We start from the raw sequence: 21,060 nt of genomic DNA, 5'->3' as shown, positions 1-21,060 counted from the left end.
CCAGACCGCCGCGATCAAACCCATTCATCGATCACATCGACAAGGAGCAGCGGCAATCCACCGTCGCTGCCGGGCCCTACTCCGCGATGATCTGCTCTGGCACCGCTTGGTAGGCTGCCGCACGGTACAGGAGCGGCGGATTCACATGCGTGCCGGGCAACACCTCGAACCGCGGATCGAAATCGGCCATGGTCGAGGCCAGCTTCGCCAGAACCGTCACATCACCCTGAACCTTCGCGGTGCCATCGGCGATCTGGGCCTCCAACGTCTTCACGCCCATCATGGTCTGCTCCAGGTCGGAGCGGTTGATGGTCAGGGTGAGATCCGGATTCTTGGACTGGAAGCCCGCGATGTTGGTCAGCGTTGCGTTTTCCATCTCGAGGATAAACGTCTCGCCGTTGTCAGGCGAGACGAGGTTGATCGTGAACCTCATGCCTTCGGCCTTACGGCTGTCCATGCGAATGGCCAGGAAGTTCAGGAACAGTTCGGTCGCCATGGCCCGCACCACATCCGGGCTGCTGGAATTGCCTGCATCGCCCTGCGGGATGCCTGTGCGAAGCTCGTAGGCGCCCGCCAGGAAGCTGTTGCGAAGCCCCGGGTTTTCCTGCTGGTAGCCGATCTGCTCGAAGATATCGGCGAGCAGGTCCTTCGCGGGCTGGTTCTGCGGCTCGGCCTGGACGAGCTTGTTCACGATCTCCTGGGCGAGGAGGTACTGGCCCTCGTCATGGAGTTCCCGGCCCCGCGCCATGATCTTCCCCGCGCCTCCCATCATCTCGACATAGAGTGGAGCGGAATCCTCCGGTGAGAGCGGGATCAGCGTTGCCGGGTTGCAATCCCAGAAGCCGAGATATCGCTGGATCACGCCCCGGCTGTTGTGCTGCGGGCTTCCGTGGTAGCCGCGGCAGTGCCACTTGGCTTCCAGCGTCTTCGGCATCCGGTAGACATTGTGGATCTGGTTGATCGTGACGCCCTGATTGGCATAGTGCAGAACCTGATTGTTGAAATGGGCGTAGAGGTCGCGCTGGTCGCGCAGTATCTCCTGGATCCGGGCATTGCCCCACCGCGGCCAATGATGTGAGGCGAACATCACCTCGGCGTCCTGGCCGAAGCGATACAGAGCCTCATTGATGTACTTGGACCAGTTCAGCGGATCCCGCACTGGAGCGCCACGGAGCGTATAGATGTTGTGGAGCGTGGCCGTGACATTCTCGGCCATCCAGAGTGCCTTCATGTCCGGGATGTAGGTGTTCATCTCCCGGGGCGCCTCGGTGTTCGGCGTGTTCTGGAAGACCATCCGCACGCCGTCGACCTCGAATTCCTCGATCGGTTTCTCGACCAGCCGCGTCGGCGCGATCAGACCCACCGACCCGGCCGACACCCGTACACCCAAGCCTTGTCCCACATAGCCGTGCGGCGCGACGGGGAGGAGCAGCCCGTACTGGTAGAAGAGCCGCCGGTTCATCGCATTCCCGGCATACACGTTCTCGGCCGCCGTATGGGACATGAAGTCGACAGGAGCGATCACAGGCACCTTGCCCGCCCGGACATCCTCCTCCTTCAGGATGCCCCGTACGCCGCCCCAGTGATCGGCATGGGTATGCGAATAGATGAGAGCGGCGATCGGCAGGCCCTGGCCGACATGCTCCTGGAACAGTGACCAGGCGGCGCGCGCCGTCTCGGCGCTCACCAACGGATCGAAGACGATCCAGCCGGTTCTTCCACGTACGAACGTCAGGTCCGAGAGATCGAAGCCGCGAACCTGGTAGATGCCCGGGATGACTTCATAGAGCCCATAGTTGTTGTTGAGCTGCGAGATGCGCACCAGCGACGGGTGGATGCTGTCGAACTCGTCCTGCTTGTCGAGGAACTGGAACTGCGCCATGTCCCAGGCCACATGGCCGCCGTCGGCCGCGATTGTCATGTCCGTCATGGGTGCGATGAGGCCGCGTCCCTGCTCCTCGAAGTCGCGCCGGTCCGCGAAGGGAAGGTCTGCCCGGGCATTTTGCAGAACCTCAAGCGTGTGCCGGGACGGCGCCTTGCCCTTGGGGTGAAAGTGCCCCTTGAGCGGTGCGGCTTCCTGAGCCTGCGCGGGGCTCTCGTTCAGGACAATGTGGCTGCCGACGGTGAAGGCCGCACCAAGGGCCGGCAGACCTTGAACGAACTCGCGTCTCGTTGCCATGTCATCCTCCCACGATGGGTCAGCGGACTGATCTTGACAGCATTGAAAGCGCTCGTGCTCCTAGAGCAACGGACCCAAAAGTGGATGTGCACTTTTGGGATTGCATCCGATGCTCCCTTCTTGGAAAGAGCGCATCGTTCCTGCGAAAAACCGGGTCCACATTTTCGCGCGATGCGCTAAGCAGGGCCGTGCTGCAGATGTCGATATCGTCGTGGTTCCGGCAGTCGGCCTTGAAGGCGCAAGTGCAAAAGGCGCTCCATCATGCCTTGAAGCACCCGATCAAGTATACCAGACGCTCCGAGCGAGGGTATCAGGAGAATTCCTTACCGGACAGCCGCAGTGCGGGATCGACGGATGGCCATCCGTCGAAAAGAGAGACAGGATGACGTTCGTCTCAATCAGCTTGGTCCGAGGTCTCACACAGCCTCGGTCAGGTCGTGACGTTCGCCGAACCCCGCATGTCTCCTCAGGCATGTCTCGTCAGGTAAATATGACCGCCGCGCTGACGTCGCAGGTGAGCCAAGGCGCGAGCTTCGAGTGACGATCTGCGGAGGTGGCCATTACCGATAATTCACTAGGGACGCAGCGGCTGCTGGGCTAGGGTTGCCGGATCAGGAGACGCATACATGCCACGCTATTCCAAGTTCATGATTGCCCTGCACTGGGCCACCGCCGTGCTCGTCCTGGCAGCGTGGTTCACCTCCGAGGGCGGCCGGCACGTTCGCGAGAACCCACCTCTGCTTCATTTCTCCCTCGGTCTGGCAGTGCTCGTCCTCATGATCCCGCGGCTGCTCGCGCGCATGGCCGGCGGGGCGCCGCGCATCGAGGACACCCAAGGCCCCTGGCTCAATCTGGCGGCGAAGATCGGCCACGCGGTTCTATACGTCTTCCTCATCGGCCTGCCGCTTACCGGCTGGTACGCGGCCTCGCGCCTGGGCGTGCCGATCTCGTTCTTCGGGATCAGTTTGCCGGCCCTTGCCGCCCCCGTGCAGGGGCCGCCCGGCCTGCTGGCGGAACTGCACGAGACGGGTGGCACCCTGATCCTCTGGCTCGCCGGTCTGCATACCCTGATCGCACTCTGGCATCAGTTCGTCCTGCGCGACGGCACCCTACGCCGCATGACCCCCGTCTAGGACAGGCTTCCCTTGGCTTCGCTTCGAGCGGCTAGGCCTGCACGTGCGTCCGTGCTCCGAACGGAATGAAGCCGGTCCTCAGGATTGACGTGCAAGAAGTGCATCCGTCACGTCCCGCCCGGTATGCCGTGGCGTAATCAGGCGACTGAGATCAAAGCCCTGCCGTCGCGCCTCGGCGAGGTAGGCCTCCTTCTCCCTCCCGTCGACCCGCGGCTCCCGCGCCAGGAGCCAGAGGTGGTCCCGATCAGGTGTTCCGACCAGGGCCAGCCGATAGTCGGGATCGAGCTTCAGGACCCAGTAGTCGCCTTTCATGAACGGTATCCAGCGCAGGCCCTCGGGAAGGAAGGACACCTTCAACTGCGACTTGCCCTCGTTGACGGGCGTGGCCGCGCCGACGGCCTGGGTCGGCTTGCCCTCCTCATCGAAGCAGCGATTGTCGACATGGACCGTGCCGTTGTCCTCCAGGCTGTACCGGGCGGTCACATCGGTCGCCGCCTCGTCCTCCCACTTCAGGGGAAGGCGACAGATCTCGTACCACTTGCCGAGGTAGCGGTTCAGGTCGAGCGACGGAATCGCGGCAACGGGACTGGCATCGGTCATGTGTGTTTCCTCGTCTACGTCACCCAACGGGCTCTTCATGGTTCCGTTCCTGATCGGCAGGAATGGACTCCGGATGCCCTATCCACGGGCGCTGTGTCGCCTCTGACCGACGGGGGCGCGGTCGCTCGAGCGACCTGGGCAGGGGCTCAGGCTACGACACCCTGGCGGACGATCTCGCGGACGTCATTCGGACGCTCGGGTGGTGTATGAGGGTGGCCCATACGGACGCTCCTTCACCCACAAGCTGCGCCCGAACCAGGAGCTCAGGCGTTTCATCCGCAACGGAGCCGGACGCCTTTCCTCGGGGCCCGACGTGCTCAAGGATCGTCTTTCGATATCCTCATCGAGCCTGCGACTGCGCGCCGGGTTCGGTACCGACGAGGTCCCGATGGCCGAAACCCTTCCGGTAGTCGAGAACCGAGATCACATTCGAAACGACCTTGAAGAAAGCGACGCCCTCGATCGCGCCGGAAACATATTCCGCGATCCCCTGCGGGAACTTCCGGAGCAGGAGTTGCCCTGCCCTTGCGATCTCCTGCGTGTCCGTGAGTCGATCCGCAAGACCTCCCGCCGAGATACCGCGGATCTCGCCCCAATGGACATAGGGCAGGTTGATCGTCAGGGATACCTTCCTGTTGCGGCCGATGTTTCGGGCTTTCTGCGAATCCGCCGCACAACCGAAGTAGATGTCGAGCCCATCATGGGCGTAGCTGACCGTCGTAGCTTGTGGATATCCATCCTGGCGGATCGTCGCGAGCGTCATGTCGTTCGCACGATCGAGAATAGCCAGGATCTCCTCGCGAATGCTTGCGTCCATGGCAACGTCCTCATGGCGGACGGAATTTATCCGGCCTGGCGGCCCAGGATGGCTTCGATCCCTCCGACCTCCTTGATCTGGATCAATGCCGCGCACCGGGCATTGGGTCCCATGATGGTCCCAGGTTCGTTGAAAATGGCTCTTGATGATCCTAGCCATCGCGCGCTCCGAGGGCACTCAGCCGGATCGTCGCTTATGGTTGGAGCTTATGGTTGGAGCTTATGGTTGGAGCTTATGGTTGGACATGGGCGATCTTTCCTCGAACCGGATCAACGGCGGAGGGCTCCATGGGGATGAGCGTTCGCATGTTTGAAGGGCGCGGAGGGAGCGTCGGACGTATGATCCGGATATCCTCCCGCGGCTCCAGGTTGCTGCGGTCCTCGTCCCCTGATCCAGGACGGGAGCACATGTCGTTGCGTTTGGAAAACAAACACACGTTCACAGGGAGGAAGCCATGCTTGAGAACATCCGCAGCATCCTGATCGGAATGACGGAGGAAGGGGATGCCGAGGAACGCTCGTCGGTCCTGGCATACGGGCTTTCCCTCGCCCGGCAGGCGGACGCGCATGTCACCGTGCAGGCCGCCTCGTTGAAACTGACCGTGCCGTATTCCTTCGTCCGCAATTTCGCCGAAGGGCTCGTGGCCGCCGAGAACCGCCGGCTCGATGCCCTTGCCCGCGCGGTCGCCGACGCGTCCCAGCGGGCCGCGGCGGCATCGGGCGTGGCCTGCACCACGCAGGCACCGCAGCTCGCCTATCCGGACCTCATCAAGAGCTTCACCTCGCTCGCCCGTGCCCACGATCTGTCGATCCTTGATGCAGAACCGATCGCCCTGGCCGTTGATCGCGGGCTGATCGAGGCCATGCTCATGGACAGCGGCCGACCGCTCATCGTCGTGCCGCAGGGCTGGGAAACCTTTAAGGGAGACAAAATCGTCGTGGCCTGGGACGGCAGCGCCAAGGCGGTGCGGGCGCTCAACGACGCCTTGCCGTTCCTGCGGGCCGCCACACAAGTCGAACTGGTCAGCGTCACGGGCGAGAAGGACCTGGCGCACACGGTGCCCGGCGCGGAGATCGCACCGCATCTCACCCGCCATGGCGTCCCCGTGAATGTCCTCGCCTTGCCGGTCGTGAACGGAGATGTGGCCCAGACCCTGCGCAACCATGCCCACCTGACCCGGACCGACATGATCGTCATGGGGGCCTATGTCCACTCGCGCCTGCGCGAGATGGTGCTCGGCGGCACGACGCAATCGCTGCTCAGGAACCCGCCGGTACCCCTGCTCCTCTCCTACTGAATCGACGGGCTCCGCCGCTTCAAAGGCATGCCCTGCCGACGCCGCTCGACAGCATCGGACGTGACATCGAACGCACATCCGATGCTGTCAGTCTATGGTATCGAGCATCTTTTCACGCAAAACCGGTTCCCACTTTTCACGTCCGATGCTCCCCCGTCCTGCTGGATTGCGCCGGCGTGACCGAGACGACCACAAACGTATGGGGCTTGCCGTCGTCGTCCTCGATGGTGACGTACTCGCCTTCGGCAAAACGATGTTGGTGCAGGCGATAGCCCGCTTCCTCGTCGCCGGGCCGATCCTGGTTGTAGTCGATCATCCAGGTCGCCCCGCCGGCCCCGCCCGGACGGTGGATCAGGACACCCTGCCGCTCCCCCTCGTCGGCCCAGAACCGGCGGACCCGGCAGTAAGCCCGTTTGTCCGACCATTCCTCCTGGTCCAGATGGCCCTCATCATCGAGGGGTGCGGTGATCTCGTAGCCATAGCGCGGACTGCCCTCCGGAAACTGCTTGCTGCGGGCCAGGTGAAGCGTGACGTGATGGAGCATCGGTCCCTCCCGGAATGCACGCGGGTCTCGAACAGACCCTGACATTGTGGCAAAGCTTAGAGGGACTCTGATCGACCGCCTTGATCGTGATCAACCCCTCGTGGAAACAGTGGCGGTCGGATCAGCGAGCGCGATCCTTGGAGCCGTTCTTCAAGGCGTCTCTGATGCGCCGGATGATGACCCCTTTCGCCTTCCTGTCGGCCGCCGCCTCTACGGCGTCGCCGATCTCGAGAAGCAGTTCCGCATAGTCGTTGTGCCAATCCCGATGGCCTGCGCTCGCGCTCGGCAGGCGCTCCTCATGACGTTCGACCCGGACCGCGTGATCGCTCGCCAGATCATAGACGTCGTCGATTTCCGGAATGATCGCGCCGGGCACGCGATCGAGCTCGGCGAGGGACGATTGCAGCGCCTTGAGGGGCGCGTCCTCGCCATGCACCAGAAAGACCCCGCGCCGGACCGGGAGTCGCTCGGCAAGCCAGGCCTTCAACTCCGGCCCATCCGCATGCCCCGAGTAGAGGTCGAGTGTCCGCATGCGGGCCCGGACCCGCACCTCCTCGCCATGGATCCGCACTTTCGAGGCGCCGTCCTGAAGGATCCGTCCAAGCGTGCCCTGCGCCTGGAATCCCACGAAGAGAACGGTAGCCTCGTCCCGCCAGAGCCATGCCTTCAGGTGATGGCGGATGCGCCCCGCCTCGCACATGCCGCTCGCCGCGATGATGATGTGGAAGCTGTGAAGGCGATCGATGGCCTTGCTCTGCTCGACGGTCTCCGTGAAGCGAACCCAGCGAGATTCGAGGGCTTGCACCAGGTCTGAGCCGTTCCGGAGGTTCCCGGCGTGCCGCTTGAAGATGGCGCTGGCTTTCGAGGCCAGGGGCGAGTCGATGAAGATCGGAATGTCCGGCAGCTCGCCTGCTTCCATGAGTTCCATCAGGTCGACGAGAAGCTCCTGTGTCCTCTCGACGGCGAACGATGGAATGAGCAGCACCCCACTCGGATGTCTCGCCGCTTGGACCTCGTCGCGCAGCATGCGGCGGCGGCGCTCGATGGTCGTTCCGGCCCGATCCGTATCGCCGTAGGTGGATTCCAGGACGACGTAGTCGAGATCGCGGGGGCCGTCGGGATCGGGCTGAAGGAGCTTATGGTCGGGGCCGACATCGCCAGAGAACAGGAGCCGGGTTGGCTTGTCCTCTCCGCCATGTGTCACCTCGATCTCGATGGAAGCCGATCCCAGGAGATGGCCCGCATTCCAGTAACGGGCGCGGAAGCCCGGGGCGACATCCTGCCATTGGCCATATGCCACGGTCCTGAATTGCCTGAGAGATGCGACGGCATCCTCTTGCGTGTAGATCGGGGAGACCGTCTCGCGTCCGCGGCGGCGGTTGCGGCGGTTGAGCTGATCGACCTCCATCTCCTGGATGTAGCCTGAGTCCGGAAGCATGATGGACGCCAGATCGACCGTTCCGGCGGTCGCGTAGATCGGGCCGTTGAAGCCGGCCTTCACGAACTTCGGCACGAGGCCGCTGTGGTCGATATGCGCATGGGTGAGGCAGAGGGCGTCGATCCCCGCGGCGCGGAACGGGAAGTTCCGGTAATTGAGCTCCCTCTCCTCCTTCGATCCCTGGAACATGCCGCAATCGACCAGGATGCGGGCCGCTTCCGTCTCGAGCATGAAGCAGGAGCCCGTCACGGTTCGTGCGGCGCCGTGAAAGTGGAGACGAAACGACAAGGGAACCTCCTGCAAGGGAACCTCCTGGACGATGAGGATGCGACGGGTGGGTCAGGATCGCACCGTGGCACTCCCCCGTCGAGCCGTTTGGTTTGAGCCGGGCCAAATGAGAGCGGCAGTCCGAAATCCTGGAGCTCGGATCGAAGGGAAGAGCGCCGGTGAGGGCATTCAGGACGTCTCCGATCCCCACAATGCCCGTAGGGCGTTGAGGATCACAGCGACATCGATGGCTTCCTGGATGAGAGCTCCCTGCACAGGCGTGAGATAGCCGAAGGCTGCGACGACCATTCCAATCGCGGACAGGCCGATCCCGGCGTAGACACTCTGGAGCGCGATGCGACGCGACCAGCGCGCTGCCCGGATCGCAACCGGTATCTTGTCAAGACGATCCACCAGGAGGACGACATCCGCTGCCTCCGCGCTGGCTGCTGTGCCCTTGGCGCCCATGGCTACGCCCAGATCGGCAGCCGCTAGCGCCGGAGCATCGTTGACGCCATCGCCGATCATCATCACCGGGCCGCATCGCTTCTCGGCCTGCACAATGGCGATCTTCCGGTCCGGCGTAAGGTCTGAGTAGACCGCGTCGAGATGCAGGCCGACGGTGACAGCCTCGGCCACGTCTCGGCGGTCGCCCGAGGCCAGGACGATGCGGGCGATCCCCAGCCGGCGAAGGCTGTCGATCACATGAGCGGACTCCGAGCGCAGGGCATCCGCCAAGATCAGCACCCCAGCGGGTTCACCATCGATCGCCACAGCCACTGCGACCGACCCGACGGGATAGTGGCCGTCGGCGAACGCCCCAGCGGCCTTCGGAACACGTTGCGACACGAACCGCACTCCACCCACGGCCACGCGGCGGCCATTGATGGTCCCCTCCAAACCCTCGCCCGGGATTTCCTCGACGGCCGCGGGAACCAGAAGGTCGAGTTCCTTGGCCTGAGCCTCGGCGACAAGCGCACGGGCAATGACATGCCTCGACGCCTGGTCGAGCGACGCTGCGAGCTGAAGAAGCGTGTCGGGAGGCAGGCCCATCGGGTGGACGTTGACGATCCGCGCCTGCCCATGTGTGAGGGTGCCGGTCTTGTCGATCACCAGCGCTCGCACGCGGGCGAGCATTTCCAATGCCCTTCCACCCTTAATCAGGACTCCGGACTTCGCGGCGCGTGAGACGCCTGAGACGATGGCCACGGGCACTGCAAGGATAAGGGGGCACGGAGTCGCGACGACGAGGACGGCCAGGGCTCTGATCGGATCACCGCTCCACAACCAGGCCCCGCCGGCGAGGACGATGGTCACGGCCAGGAACGCCAGGGCGAACCGGTCCGCGAGCCGCGCCATGGGCGCCTTCGAGCGCTGGGCGGCTTCGACCAGGCGAACGATGCCGGCATAAGTGCTGTCGGCGGCGCTGTGAGTGGCCGAAAGATCGAAGGTGTCGCCGACGTTGGTCACGCCGCTCATGACCGTCTCGCCCGCCGCCTTCCGGGCGGGAATGGTCTCGCCCGTCAGCGCGGACTGATCGAGGATGGCCACTCCGGCCGCGACCTGTCCGTCCACAGGCACGACATCGCCCTGTCGGACGAGCAGGCGATCCTTCGCGGCGATGTCGTCGAGCGCGACCTCCTCGAGCCTGCCATCGTTATAGCGGATGGCTGTCCGCGGCGCGCGAGCCAGAAGCGCCTTCATCTCGCGGCTGGCGCGGCGCTCGGCGAAGCTCTCCAGATATTGTCCGCCGGCGTACATCAAGGCCACGACAACGGCGGCAAGATACTCCCCGAAGAAGAGGGCTCCAGTCATGGAAAGGGCTGCAACGATGTCGAGGCCGACATCCCCACGTCGCAGGCTGGCAACGATCTGGATGAGAAGGGCGCCCAGCACCGGAACTGTCGCCGCCGCCCAGATCGATTCCGACCATTGTCCGCTTCCGCCGACACGCATTCCGAAGCCCAGCAGCAGGCCGACAGCGGGCAGGACGACCAGAACGGGACGGACGAGCTTGTGAAGGCTGTGCAACAATTGAAGCCTCAGCGTCCGCGCGCTCCGGAGCCTTGAGAGTGCCGACGGCCCAGGGTTCTCACGATCGGGCATCGGCAGCTCCATGTGGTGCGGAGGTGCTTCCTGCCGATCCGCATCGACTTCGCCCGGCCGGCGCCCGACCCGGGAGGCATTCGCCTTATCCCCGTTCGATGCTGCTTGCGTCTGCATGACCCTGACCGTCCCATTCCTCGACGAGCCACCAGGACCGGGCTTTGCGCGGAGGTGAGCATGCCGCGTGTCGTGCCACCGAAGACCTGCCCCCTCAGACGGGTGTGGCCTTGGAGCATCGGACGTGAAAAGTGGAATCCGCTTTTGGGATCCAATCCGGTGCTCCCCCTATCGAACAGGGCATCGTTCTTGCGAAAAACCCGGTCCACTTTTCGCACGCTGCGCCAGCATCACCGTTCTTCAAGGCCTGGCCCTGGAGCTCGGTCGGAATCTGGATTTCGGCTGCGCCGCCGTCCATAGACATGACAACCGAGAGATCAGGAAGCGGGCTGGTGAAGAGCCCAATCCGCCGACGCGAGAGCCTGACCTTGCTCCAATCGGATCTCGTCCTCGGAACTGCCGTCGAGATGCGCCACGATGTCCTTGATCATCGCCCCTCCGTCCATGTGCCCGGACACGGTCCCGTGCCGGGTCCGACAGCGATCATCTTGCACTCGATGTCGGATGGGCACCTTGATCCAGAGCAATCCGGTGGCGGCATCCATCCGACAGTGGCTTACGGCGTGATCGCCACTTTCAGAACCCCGTCGCGCTGATGACTGAACAGGTCGTACGCCTCCTCGATCCGGTCGAGTGTGAACCGGTGCGTCACGAGCGGACGGGTGTCGACCCGCCCCGAGGCGACCGCTCCGATGAGACGCCGCATGCGCTCCTTGCCGCCCGGGCAGAGGGTCGTCCGGATCGTATGGTCGCCGAGCCCGGCCAGGAAGCCGTCGAGCGGAATCCTGAGGTCGCTCGAATAGACGCCGAGAGACGACAGCGTCCCGCCGGGACGGAGCACGCGCAGAGCCGCCTCGAAGGTCTCCTGGCGCCCGAGCGCCTCGATCGAGACATCGACCCCTCGCCCATCGGTGAGACGCCTGATTTCCTCGACAGGATCGGCCTTCGTGAAGTCGACCACGTGGTCGGCGCCCATGCGGCGCGACACCTCCATGCGCGCGGGCACGCTTTCGACGGCAATGATCGTCGTCGCGCCCATCAGCCGGGCGCCTGCGGTGGCGCAGAGCCCGATCGGACCCTGGGCGAAGACGGCCACCGTATCGCCGATGCGAATGCGCCCGCTCTCCGCTCCGGAAAAGCCGGTCGACAGGATGTCCGGGCACATGAGCACCTGTTCGTCGGTCAGCTCATCCGGCACCGGGGCAAGGTTCGCCATGGCATCGGGAACCCGCACGTACTCGGCCTGGCATCCGTCGATGGTGTTGCCGAACTTCCAGCCCCCCATCGGCTTCCAGCCGTGCTTCGTGCCCGCCCCATCCTGCGAATGGCAGCCGCACAGGCAGGCCTCGCTGTGCCCGCTCGGGGTGATCGCACCGGCAATGACGCGCTGGCCTTCCCGGTACCCCTGCACCGCTGAGCCGAGCTTCTCGATCACGCCGACGGGTTCGTGGCCGATGGTGAGGCCGCGGGCCACCGGATACTCACCCTTGAGAATGTGCACGTCCGTGCCGCAGATCGTCGTGGTGGTGATCCGGATGAGAGCGTCGAGCGGCCCGACATCCGGGATCGGCTTCTCGTCGAGAACGATCCGTCCGGGCTCGACGAAAATGGCGACTTTCATCCTGGGCATGATCATCCCTCCCAAACATAATTCCGGCTCGGCAGGCCGCGCGGCAGTGCACGCCCGCCATCCTCTTGGTCCGTCGCGGAGCACCAATCACGTCGCTCGGGCGTCAGGCGGATTTCGTGACCCCGGATTCGCCCGATGACCTGGTTCTCGGCTGTCCCACCGCTCCGCCACCGGCGCCCTGATCCGTCGAACCCCGCCCTTGCACCTGGATGCGCCGGGAGCGCTCCTGCCGCTCGGTCTTCGGAACCGTCACGGTAAGGACGCCGTTCTCGAAGCTGGCCTGCACCCGCTCCGGGTCGACCCGATAGGGCAAACGCACCGAACGCTGAAACGTGCCGTAGGAGCGCTCGACGAAGTGGAAGTTCTCCTTATCGTTCTTGATCGTTCTTGCGCTCGAATTTCTTCTCGCCCCGGATGGTCAGCACGTCGTCGTCGGGGCTCACGTCGATGTCCTTCTCGGCGACGCCCGGCAGTTCCGCGGTCACGCGGATCTCCTTGTCGGTCTCCGACACGTTCATGCTGGCATTGACGAAGCTGCCGACATCGCCCTGACCGCCCGGCGCGGCGGGAAGATTGTTGCCGCGCAGGACATCGTCGAAGAGGCGATTCATCTCGCGATGCAGGGACAGGAAGGGGTCGCCTGCGAACATTCCGCCGCCGGGGCGGTAGGGGGTCATCGGATTGCGGGCCATTGTGGGCTCCTCCTATTGGAGTTGCGATCCGGCCCGGCTTGGCGGCCCCGCGCCGGAAGGCCAATACAGCTCAAATTGGACCCTGCGTGAGCAGCCGATCGGCGACCCGACAAAGCCGGGAGCCACGCGGCAACGGGCCGCGCCTGCGCCTGCTTCGTTCAGGACGCAAAGGGCCGGCCGCGCTGCTGCATCCAGAGCCTGTACAGAACGTCGACATAGGGCTGCCGCCTCTCGCGATGGGCGTCCCTGAGCGTCTTCCGGATATGCTGCTTGAGGTCTTCGGCGGTCGCACTCCTGTCGAGCTTCTCCAACTCGATCGCGTGCTCGAAATCGATAGCGCCCAGCGTGCGCTCGATTTCCTTCATCATCAGGTCCAGACCGGGCGGGTCCATTCGACCCTGATGGCTGGCTTCGTCGGACATGGTTTCCTCCATGGCGTGGAGACATGCTGGTTCGAATGCCGTTCCGGATAGCATCTCCGATCCGGCGCCAAGCGAAACCCCGTACTTCTACGGAGGAATGGCCATTTGCGGTTTGCCAGCGATTCTTCGCCCTGCATCCGAGGCACGACCACATGGCGTCGGGCTTGGTGACAGCGTCACGTTCCTGACCCGTGGACCTCAATCGCGCCACGGTGAACCCGCAGGATGAGGACAATCCAAGAGGACGTTGATCTGGCACAAGGCGTGACCGGCCGATCGGTGAGATGATAACCTTCCGGGCCGGTGGAACTTGGGAGACCGTGCCGTGCTGCCTCAGGCCTCGCCGCATCATGGACAAGCGCTTCCGCTCGAGGTCGCTTCGGGGCAGGTGCGCTCTGCCGCGAGAACCCCTCACAGTCTCTCCCGCTTCATCTGGCGCGTCAGCGCCCGCGACCAGTTCGGGCTGGCCCTGCTCTCAGTCCTTGTCTTCACGTCCGGAATTGCACCGCTGGAGCTTCAGCGACGGATCGTCAACGATGCATTCGTCGGGGCAGCGCCCGGACCGATCATCCGCCTTGCGGTCGTCTATGCAGGTCTTGCCGTCCTGGCCGGGCTGCTCAAGCTTGGGCTGAATATCTACCGCGGCTTCGTTGGCGAGAGCGCGACGCGCTGGCTCCGGACCGCCCTTCTGGATGACTTCCGCCAGATCAGGCCCGAGCTCTGTCAAGCCGGAACCGAAGGTGTCGAGGTCTCCCTGGTCGTCGACGAGGCGGACCCGGTCGGGGGCTTTGTCGGCACGAGCGTGTCTGAGCCCCTTCTCCAAGGCGGATTGCTCATCGGCGTCCTTGCCTACATGGTCTATCTCCAGCCACCGATGGCCTTGGTCGCGTTGGCCGTCTTCTCACCGCAGCTTGTTTTCGTGCCGCTGATGCAGAAGGCCATCAACCGGCGGGTCGCCTACCGGATCGCCACGCTTCGCCAGGTCAGCGTCGGCATCATCGACCAACCTCGTGCGGGTGCTGCCGCGGGCAGCCCTCAGCAGGAGCGCATTCAGCAGGTCTTCACCGTCAACATGGGCGTCATTCGCTTGAAATTCTCGATGAATTTCCTGATGAACCTCATGCACCATCTGGGTATTGCCGCCATCCTTGCGCTCGGCGGCTACTACGTGGTGAAGGGCGAGGCCGAGGTTGGGACGGTCGTCGCGTTCATCTCCGGACTGGGCCAACTCAACGACCCGTGGGGGGACCTCGTGAACTGGTTCCGCGATCTGAAGGTGACCCAGACGAAGTATGGCCTGATCAGCCGTGCCGTCGAAAGTCTCCGCGATTGACAAGCTCGGCTTTGGGTCTTTCGGCACGCATCCGTGGCGCGAAGGGCCGGCATCTGGCCAGCACAGCCACGAACGCCTAAAATCCGGAGGCAGCGAAGCGCGCTTCTATCCGATCGCGGCTTGCGGGCAGTGAGGCACGGGCTTTGAGACCCTGGGCAATTCCCTCCGTCTACACGATCGCCAGTTTGGCCGCGGCCGCCGTTTTGCCGCGGCTCGAGCACCATTTTCTGTTCGGCTATACGCACGCCATGTCGCCTGCCGCCGCGATCGCGTTCCTGTCGGCAACGGCATCCGGCATTCTCGCCTTCACGGCCATCATCTTCTCCGTCGCCTTCGTCATGGTGCAGTTCAGCGCCATCGCCTACTCGCCCCGGCTGGTCGTGTGGTTCGCCGGCAAACACGAACTCCACCACGCGCTCGGGATCTTCGTTGCCACGTTCACCTATGCCATGGCCACGCTCCTGTGGACCGATCGCGGCGGCAGCGGCGAGGTCCCGCTGCTGTCGACGTTGCTGGTCCTGGTGCTCCTTGTCGCGAGCATGCTGATGTTCTCGCGCCTGGTGCAGAACCTGGCCAGGATGCAGATCACCGAGGTCCTGGTGCTGGTCGGCCACGAGGGCCGACAGGTGATCGAGGCCCAGGCGCACCTGTTCGACGCCGCCGCGATCGCGTGGGTGGGCGACGACCGATCCGAAGCTCATCGAGTGGCGCGACCGGTCGAGACGGTCGTCCATCGCGGCTCGCCGCGCTGCGTGACGCGCATCGACTTTCGTGCCCTCGCGTCCCTTGCCGAAACGACGGACACCTTCGTCGACCTCGTCGCCGCTGTCGGCGACACGTTGGTGGAAGGCGATGCCATCCTCAGGATCTATGCCGCGGCGAAGCCATTGCCGAAAGCCGAGCTGGCCCGGTGCGTTCACACCGGTCGCGAGCGCACCTTCGAGCAAGATCCCAAATACGCCTTCCGCATTCTCGTGGATATCGCCATCAAGGCCCTGTCGCCGGCCATCAACGATCCAACCACGGCCGTGCAGGCGCTCGATCAGATCGATGATCTCCTGCGCCGCCTGAGCCACCAGCCGCTCGGGAACCTTTGGATCAAGGACCGGGCGGGCGTCGCGCGCCTGTTCGTTCCCATGCCGGGATGGGAGGGCTACCTGGCGCTGGCCTTCGACGAGATCCGCCAGTATGGCCTGACCTCGGTTCAGGTCATGCGACGGCTGCGCGCCGCCCTCGCTGGACTGGCCGAGACGGGCGACATGAAGCACCGCATCGCGGTGAGGGATTATCTGGCCCATCTCGACGCGACGATCCGGCATTCGGGTCTCGACGCACAGGACCGCGCGGCCGCCCGCCAGGAGGATCCGCAGGGGCTGGGCTTTGCCCGCAGCGAACGCCTCGACGATCCCGCGCCAACATGGCGCAAGTGACGATGGCGCTGCAGGCGCATCGGTGCCCTGAGCCCTGGTCAGCCTGTAGGGAGAGTGGGCTCGCGCACGCACGCAGGGGCCCACGCAACAGCCGGGCTCAATGCGGCGTGAGTTTGCGCGCGAGGGACACGGCTGCGGCATCGACGGAGCTCCCCGTTGCCGTCGGCATGAGATTGCCGGCCTTGAGTGTGAGCTCGGTCATGACGCGCAGGATCTCCTCGTCCGATTGATCCACGCCAGCGGCGTCGAAGTCCCTGCGGATCCGGCTGAACACGTCGCTATGCGCGGGATCGACCGTGGCTCTGGCAAGCGCGTCCGAATAGGCCTCTGCATCCTGGCCCGTCATGCCCAGTTTCTCGGCGGCCCACCGGCCGAGGAGCATGTTGCGGAGGATCGCCTTTCCCGTATCGTCGACACCGGTCATCGAAACTCTCCGAATTTCCTGCCGTGGAAGGCCCCCATCCGGTCAGCGGGCCGCAGTCCGGTTGGATTCGGACCGCAGCACAAGCCACCGGGACGTCGGGGCAAGCGGCGCAGATCCGGCTACCCGCCCCTGCCTGCCGCAGATGGTCCGATCCGAGCGATCGGGCGTATCATGGGGCATGGAATGTTCCCACCATGCCTCGCCTACATTGCGCCTACCCATTGCTGCTGGCAAGCCGCTTCGGAGGCCGCTCGGATCCCTTCCGCTCGACCCTGGGCACCGGGTTCGGCGCTATGGCCGATGGGGCCTGCCGTCCTTCCGGCGCAAGTTATCGATCAGAATGTGCGCGCTGATCAGCAGCACCCAGACGGGCAGCACCAGGATGCTCCAGTTGAGATAGAAGCTGCCGAGCAGCACAAGCACCGCCAGGGCGTAGCCGAGCCCGGCCATCCATCGCGGAGCGATCCCGGTGTAGATCACGACAGTGGACGTCGAGATCATGAAGACGCCGGCCATCTTGATCGCATAGACATTGATCAGGATATAGGCGACCGCGCGTGCGAAGTGGAATGTCGGACTGGCCCCCGTCCCGGTCAGCTCGGTTGACGGAGCAATGAGAAGCAGGGCGCCCACAATGGTCGCGGCCAAGAACAGGGTGGCCAGGAACAACAGGCCGCTCCCCAGGAACACGGTCGCGAAGAAGCGATCCTCCTCCGAACCGAGACGGTCGCGCAGCACGCCGATGAACCACAGGAAGGCGATGCCCGCAAAGGGAATGAGGTTCAGCGCCAACGCAACGTGCCTGGAGCTGCCGACCAGCCAGGTGCCGGAATCCAATGGATCGGCCGGAACCGCGCTGCGGAAGACCCAGAAGATGATGACCAGCAGGACGGAAAAGGCGATGCCCGCCACAGCCGCCGCCCTTGGCGTCCTCAGATGCGAGTACATGGGGGGCGGTTCTTGAGACATCGCCAACCTCCTCGGAGGGGTCCGGCTCCAGCGCTCATGCTCCAGCGCCGAAGGTGGCAACCCCGCTTCGCGAGCGGACCATTCTGTGGCCGCCCGCGACGACCTGTCCAGACTGCTGGGGCCGGAACCCATTCCCGCATGACCGGGGTTTTGAACCAGGTGGGTCGAGAGCCGACGGCATGATTGCGGATATGGGGAGTTGCCGTTGCCGGTCCGGTCAGGCTTGAATCGGGGCCTCATCCGGATCCTTGAGACGATAGCCGATTCCTGTCTCGGTCAGGATGTATTCCGGGCGATCGGGATTGGGTTCGATCTTCTGGCGCAGGGCCCGGATATAGACCCGCAGATACTGAGGATCCGAGATGTCCCCCCAAACCTCCCGCAGCATGAACCGGTGCGTCAGCACCTTGCCCGCATGCTGAACGAGCAGCCGGAGCAGGTCGTATTCCTTGGGCGAGAGCTTCACCTCCGCGTCACGGAGTTTCACGATGCGACGCACGAGATCGACGGAAAGATCTCTCGCACGGAACACCGGATGCTCGCCTTGGCTCTGGAGCCGATGGCGCATGGCGGCCCGCATCCGGGCCAGGAGCTCGTTCAAGCCGAAGGGTTTGGTCACATAATCGTCGGCACCGAGATCAAGCGCCTGCACCTTACCGGCTTCATCACCACGGCTCGACAGCACAATGATGGGTGCGGTCACTCCCTGGTCCCGGAATCGCCGGAGCAGATCGAGCCCCTGCATGTCGGGCAGGCCGAGATCCAGAATGATCAGGTCGGGCTTGTCGTCGAGCCTTTCCAAGGCGGCCTGGCCGTCTGGCGCCTCGACCACTTGGTATCCCTGGGTGCCGAGCCCCATCCGCAACAGCTTTCGGATGGGCGGCTCGTCGTCGATGACCAGAACGCGGACAGGAGCGGCACTCATGCGGCAGTATCCATCTGTTGTGTCTCAATCGGCACAGGCAGGCTGATCGTGAACACCGCACCGGAATGGTCGGCGCGGTTTCCCGCCGTGATCGTTCCCCCCATGGCCTCGACGAATCCACGGGAGATGGCAAGCCCCAATCCCGTCCCGGCCCGGACCTGATCCCCCTTCTGGGCGCGGTAGAACTTGTCGAAGATCCGCTCGACATCGTTGGGCGCGATGCCCAGACCTTCATCGAGAATCTGGAGGCGGATCGTGTCCCGGTTCCGCCAGGCGCGCAGGACAACGGTCGTGCCCTCAGGTGCGTACTTGGCGGCATTGTCGAGAAGGTTGAACAGGACCTGCTCGAACAGAATCGCGTCGAGCCTGAGCATGGGAAGGTCGGCCGCGATCTCCGCCTCCACGCGATGCTGCGCCAGGACCTTGCCGGCCCGCTGAAGGGCGGTCCCGACGATCTCGCCCACGTCGTGCAGGGCAAGGTTGGGCCTAACGGCACCGGCTTCGAGACGCGTCATGTCGAGCAGGTTGGCGATGAAGCGGTTCAGCCGCTCCGATTCATCCATGATGGTGGCCAGCAACTCCCCCTTTGCCTCGTCGCCCAACGCATTCGAGAAATCCCGCAGGGTCCCGGCCGAGCCGAAGATCGCCGCGAGCGGCGTCTTCAGATCATGCGAGATCGACGTCAGGAGCGCCTGGCGCAGGCGGTCAGTCTCTGCCGCGAGCTTCGCACGGTCGAGATCCTCGACGAGAAGCACCCGCTCGATGGCGAGCGCGGCATGATCCGAGAGGGCATCGAACAGCCGGCGCTGGTCCGGCGTCAGCAGCGCGCCCGGCTTATCGCTGTCCAACCCGATCACGCCGATGGTGCCGCGCCCCGTGCGCATGGGCAGAAACAGCCGCTTGGCGCCCGGCAGACTATCGGCTCCACGTCCGGCCGGGCGGCTGCTCTCGAAGGCCCACTTGGCAGCCGCCAGGTCAGCCTCGTCCAGCGTGTCCTCCGGGGGATATCCCGACAGGACGGTCAGCACGCCCTTCTCCGGAAGGAGGAGCACCACCCGCAGCTTCAGCATCAGGGCGATCTGGTACGACGTCGCCCACAGCACGTCGTCGAGTGCTCCCGCACCCGCGAGCTTGCGACTGAAGGCATAAAGCGCCTCCGTGGTGCGGGCCCGCGCCTGGGCCGTAACCGCTTGCGCCCTCACGCGGGCCGCAAGGTTGGACACGAGAACCGCGACCACGGCGAAGAAGACCAGCGCTGCGACATTCGCCGGATCCCCGATGGTGAGCGTATAGAGTGGGGGCAGGAAGAAGAAATTGTAGCTGAGAGCCGAAACGACGACCGCAAGCAGCGATGGCCAGAGGCCGAGACGCACAGCGACTGCCACCACAGCCGTCATGAACACCAAGTCGACATTCTGAGCCCCGACAAACGGCTCGATCAATTTGCCGATGCCAAGGGCCGCCCCAACGGTCAGCAGGGTCACGCCGTAGGGAACAGGCTCGAAGGGCCGGCTGGTCTTCTCGGTCCGAACTGTCTTCCTGTCGATGCGATCCTGCGCGACATCGCTGCCACTGATCACGTGGACGCTGATGTCGCCCGACCACCTGACGAGCTCATGGACCACGGATCCGTGCAGGATCTCGAACCAGCGCGAGCGGGCCGATTTTCCGATGACGATCTGCGTGATGTTGTTTTCCCGCGCGAAGGCGATCACGTCGTCGGCGATTCCGTGCACTCCACCCGGCACGGTCATGGCCTCGCCGTCGAGCCGCTCGGCCAGGCGGAGCGTATCGGCAATGCGGTCGCGCTCCTCCTCGGACAGCTGTGCACTCCTGCGGCTCTCGATGTAGAGCGCCGTCCAGTGGGCATGGAGGCGGTCCGCGAGGCGCTTGGTATAGCGCACGAGGCCTGCGCATTGAGGGTCTTCGCTGATGCAGACCAGCACCCGCTCGCCGGCGGCCCACGGCCCCGGAATCGCGTGGGCCTTCATATGCGTCAGCAACTGCTCGTCCACGCGCTGGGCGGTGCGCCTCAGGGCCAGTTCCCGCAGAGCCGTCAGGTTTCCGGACGAAAAGTAGTGATCGAGAGCCTTCGCGGCGGTTTCCGGAACGTAGACCTTGCCTTCCTTCAGGCGCCGGATCAGGTCATCCGGGGTCAGGTCGATCACCTCGATGTCATCGGCGCGGTCGATGATCGAATCGGGAACCGTCTCCCGAACCCGGATCCGGGTGATCTGTGCGACGACGTCGTTCAGGCTCTCCAGGTGCTGGATGTTGACCGTGGTGTAGACGTCGATCCCGGCGCTGAGGAGTTCCTCGACATCGAGATAGCGCTTGGGATGGCGGGTTCCGGGCGCATTGGTATGGGCCAGCTCGTCGACGAGGACGAGTTGGGGCTTTCGCGCCAGGATGGCATCGAGGTCCATCTCCTCGAGTTCGTGGCCCATGTAAGGGATCCGCCGGCGGGGGATGACCTCCAGCCCTTCCAAGAGGGCCTTGGTCTCCTTGCGCCCATGGGTTTCAACAACCCCGACCACCACGTCCATGCCCTCGCTGCGCCGCGCCTGGGCCGTGACGAGCATCTCGTAGGTCTTGCCGACGCCGGGAGCGGCGCCGAGAAAGACCTTGAGGCGGCCACGGCGGCCCTCCTCGCGACGGGCGGCCTCCAGCAACGCTTCCGGCGACGGCCTTTGTTCCTCACGCCATGGCTCAGGCATCGATCACAGCTCCTGTCCGG

General features: G+C 64.5%; 18 protein-coding genes. 4 read left to right on the top strand and 14 right to left on the bottom strand.

Features of this window, described 5'->3' with window-relative positions; genetic code table 11:
• Positions 1–76: 76 nt before the first annotated feature.
• Positions 77–2,179 (bottom strand): alkyl/aryl-sulfatase, encoded by a 2,103-nt coding sequence (locus tag RE429_RS26190; protein WP_414474645.1) that lies wholly within the window; start codon positions 2,177–2,179, stop codon positions 77–79.
• A 626-nt stretch (positions 2,180–2,805) separates the two neighbouring features.
• On the opposite strand from RE429_RS26190, the gene RE429_RS26185 reads away from it, so the two are divergent.
• Positions 2,806–3,312, top strand: a complete 507-nt coding sequence (locus RE429_RS26185) for a cytochrome b (protein WP_414474644.1) — start codon at positions 2,806–2,808, stop codon at positions 3,310–3,312.
• 78 nt (positions 3,313–3,390) lie between these two features.
• Here the strand turns inward: RE429_RS26185 and RE429_RS26180 are convergent, their stop codons facing one another.
• Entirely contained in the window at positions 3,391–3,912 is a 522-nt protein-coding gene (locus RE429_RS26180) for a lipocalin family protein (RefSeq protein ID WP_414474643.1), read from the bottom strand.
• A 340-nt stretch (positions 3,913–4,252) separates the two neighbouring features.
• Complete coding sequence (locus tag RE429_RS26175) at positions 4,253–4,729, bottom strand: pyridoxamine 5'-phosphate oxidase family protein (protein WP_414474642.1); 477 nt, start codon at positions 4,727–4,729, stop codon at positions 4,253–4,255.
• Positions 4,730–5,183: 454 nt separating this feature from the next.
• Here RE429_RS26175 and RE429_RS26170 point away from each other — a divergent pair, with 454 nt between their 5' ends.
• Positions 5,184–6,026: a universal stress protein gene (locus tag RE429_RS26170; protein ID WP_414474641.1), complete on the top strand. Its 843-nt coding sequence runs from the start codon at positions 5,184–5,186 to the stop codon at positions 6,024–6,026.
• 136 nt (positions 6,027–6,162) lie between these two features.
• Here the strand turns inward: RE429_RS26170 and RE429_RS26165 are convergent, their stop codons facing one another.
• From RE429_RS26165 to RE429_RS26135, 7 genes are all read right to left on the bottom strand, one after another.
• Complete coding sequence (locus RE429_RS26165) at positions 6,163–6,570, bottom strand: hypothetical protein (RefSeq protein ID WP_414474640.1); 408 nt, start codon at positions 6,568–6,570, stop codon at positions 6,163–6,165.
• A gap of 121 nt (positions 6,571–6,691) precedes the next feature.
• Positions 6,692–8,239: an MBL fold metallo-hydrolase gene (locus RE429_RS26160; protein WP_414475943.1), complete on the bottom strand. Its 1,548-nt coding sequence runs from the start codon at positions 8,237–8,239 to the stop codon at positions 6,692–6,694.
• A 225-nt stretch (positions 8,240–8,464) separates the two neighbouring features.
• Positions 8,465–10,381, bottom strand: a complete 1,917-nt coding sequence (locus RE429_RS26155) for a heavy metal translocating P-type ATPase (protein WP_414475942.1) — start codon at positions 10,379–10,381, stop codon at positions 8,465–8,467.
• 673 nt (positions 10,382–11,054) lie between these two features.
• The gene (locus tag RE429_RS26150) at positions 11,055–12,128 is read right to left on the bottom strand and encodes an NAD(P)-dependent alcohol dehydrogenase (RefSeq protein ID WP_414474639.1); all 1,074 of its coding nucleotides are present in this window, start codon (positions 12,126–12,128) and stop codon (positions 11,055–11,057) included.
• Between the two features lie 103 nt (positions 12,129–12,231).
• Positions 12,232–12,510: an Hsp20/alpha crystallin family protein gene (locus tag RE429_RS26145; protein WP_414475941.1), complete on the bottom strand. Its 279-nt coding sequence runs from the start codon at positions 12,508–12,510 to the stop codon at positions 12,232–12,234.
• The gene (locus RE429_RS26140; protein ID WP_414474638.1) at positions 12,497–12,820 is read right to left on the bottom strand and encodes an Hsp20/alpha crystallin family protein; all 324 of its coding nucleotides are present in this window, start codon (positions 12,818–12,820) and stop codon (positions 12,497–12,499) included. The genes RE429_RS26145 and RE429_RS26140 overlap by 14 nt, the downstream gene beginning before the upstream one ends.
• A 158-nt stretch (positions 12,821–12,978) precedes the next feature.
• On the bottom strand, positions 12,979–13,242 hold the full coding sequence (locus tag RE429_RS26135; RefSeq protein WP_414474637.1) for a hypothetical protein: 264 nt from the start codon (positions 13,240–13,242) through the stop codon (positions 12,979–12,981).
• Between the two features lie 325 nt (positions 13,243–13,567).
• On the opposite strand from RE429_RS26135, the gene RE429_RS26130 reads away from it, so the two are divergent.
• Both RE429_RS26130 and RE429_RS26125 read left to right on the top strand, forming a co-directional pair.
• A complete protein-coding gene (locus RE429_RS26130) occupies positions 13,568–14,575 on the top strand; it encodes an ABC transporter transmembrane domain-containing protein (RefSeq protein ID WP_414474636.1) in 1,008 nt (335 codons plus the stop codon).
• A gap of 143 nt (positions 14,576–14,718) precedes the next feature.
• Complete coding sequence (locus RE429_RS26125; protein ID WP_414474635.1) at positions 14,719–16,005, top strand: DUF2254 domain-containing protein; 1,287 nt, start codon at positions 14,719–14,721, stop codon at positions 16,003–16,005.
• 97 nt (positions 16,006–16,102) lie between these two features.
• On the opposite strand, the gene RE429_RS26120 is transcribed toward RE429_RS26125, so the two are convergent.
• From RE429_RS26120 to RE429_RS26105, 4 genes are all read right to left on the bottom strand, one after another.
• The gene (locus RE429_RS26120; protein ID WP_414474634.1) at positions 16,103–16,429 is read right to left on the bottom strand and encodes an ATPase inhibitor subunit zeta; all 327 of its coding nucleotides are present in this window, start codon (positions 16,427–16,429) and stop codon (positions 16,103–16,105) included.
• Between the two features lie 291 nt (positions 16,430–16,720).
• Complete coding sequence (locus RE429_RS26115) at positions 16,721–17,398, bottom strand: hypothetical protein (protein ID WP_414474633.1); 678 nt, start codon at positions 17,396–17,398, stop codon at positions 16,721–16,723.
• Positions 17,399–17,615: 217 nt separating this feature from the next.
• Complete coding sequence (locus RE429_RS26110; RefSeq protein ID WP_414474632.1) at positions 17,616–18,323, bottom strand: response regulator; 708 nt, start codon at positions 18,321–18,323, stop codon at positions 17,616–17,618.
• A complete protein-coding gene (locus tag RE429_RS26105; RefSeq protein WP_414474631.1) occupies positions 18,320–21,040 on the bottom strand; it encodes a DUF4118 domain-containing protein in 2,721 nt (906 codons plus the stop codon). Before RE429_RS26105 ends, RE429_RS26110 begins: the two co-directional genes overlap by 4 nt.
• Positions 21,041–21,060 lie beyond the last annotated feature (20 nt).

It is taken from the genome of Microvirga sp. M2, from assembly GCF_047497095.1.
Lineage (GTDB): Bacteria > Pseudomonadota > Alphaproteobacteria > Rhizobiales > Beijerinckiaceae > Microvirga.
This window is presented reverse-complemented; position numbering and strand designations above follow the sequence as displayed.

Excerpts from the sequence above, each read along its gene's own strand:
- RE429_RS26110 (WP_414474632.1), bottom strand. The coding sequence starts at position 18,323 with ATGAGTGCCGCTCCTGTCCGCGTTCTGGTCATCGACGACGAGCCGCCC.
- RE429_RS26190 (WP_414474645.1), bottom strand. The coding sequence starts at position 2,179 with ATGGCAACGAGACGCGAGTTCGTTCAAGGTCTGCCGGCCCTTGGTGCG.
- RE429_RS26180 (WP_414474643.1), bottom strand. The coding sequence starts at position 3,912 with ATGACCGATGCCAGTCCCGTTGCCGCGATTCCGTCGCTCGACCTGAAC.
- RE429_RS26185 (WP_414474644.1), top strand. The coding sequence starts at position 2,806 with ATGCCACGCTATTCCAAGTTCATGATTGCCCTGCACTGGGCCACCGCC.
- RE429_RS26115 (WP_414474633.1), bottom strand. The coding sequence starts at position 17,398 with ATGTCTCAAGAACCGCCCCCCATGTACTCGCATCTGAGGACGCCAAGG.
- RE429_RS26175 (WP_414474642.1), bottom strand. The coding sequence starts at position 4,729 with ATGGACGCAAGCATTCGCGAGGAGATCCTGGCTATTCTCGATCGTGCG.
- RE429_RS26160 (WP_414475943.1), bottom strand. The coding sequence starts at position 8,239 with ATGCTCGAGACGGAAGCGGCCCGCATCCTGGTCGATTGCGGCATGTTC.
- RE429_RS26150 (WP_414474639.1), bottom strand. The coding sequence starts at position 12,128 with ATGCCCAGGATGAAAGTCGCCATTTTCGTCGAGCCCGGACGGATCGTT.
- RE429_RS26155 (WP_414475942.1), bottom strand. The coding sequence starts at position 10,381 with ATGCCCGATCGTGAGAACCCTGGGCCGTCGGCACTCTCAAGGCTCCGG.
- RE429_RS26165 (WP_414474640.1), bottom strand. The coding sequence starts at position 6,570 with ATGCTCCATCACGTCACGCTTCACCTGGCCCGCAGCAAGCAGTTTCCG.
- RE429_RS26170 (WP_414474641.1), top strand. The coding sequence starts at position 5,184 with ATGCTTGAGAACATCCGCAGCATCCTGATCGGAATGACGGAGGAAGGG.
- RE429_RS26105 (WP_414474631.1), bottom strand. The coding sequence starts at position 21,040 with ATGCCTGAGCCATGGCGTGAGGAACAAAGGCCGTCGCCGGAAGCGTTG.
- RE429_RS26135 (WP_414474637.1), bottom strand. The coding sequence starts at position 13,242 with ATGTCCGACGAAGCCAGCCATCAGGGTCGAATGGACCCGCCCGGTCTG.
- RE429_RS26120 (WP_414474634.1), bottom strand. The coding sequence starts at position 16,429 with ATGACCGGTGTCGACGATACGGGAAAGGCGATCCTCCGCAACATGCTC.
- RE429_RS26140 (WP_414474638.1), bottom strand. The coding sequence starts at position 12,820 with ATGGCCCGCAATCCGATGACCCCCTACCGCCCCGGCGGCGGAATGTTC.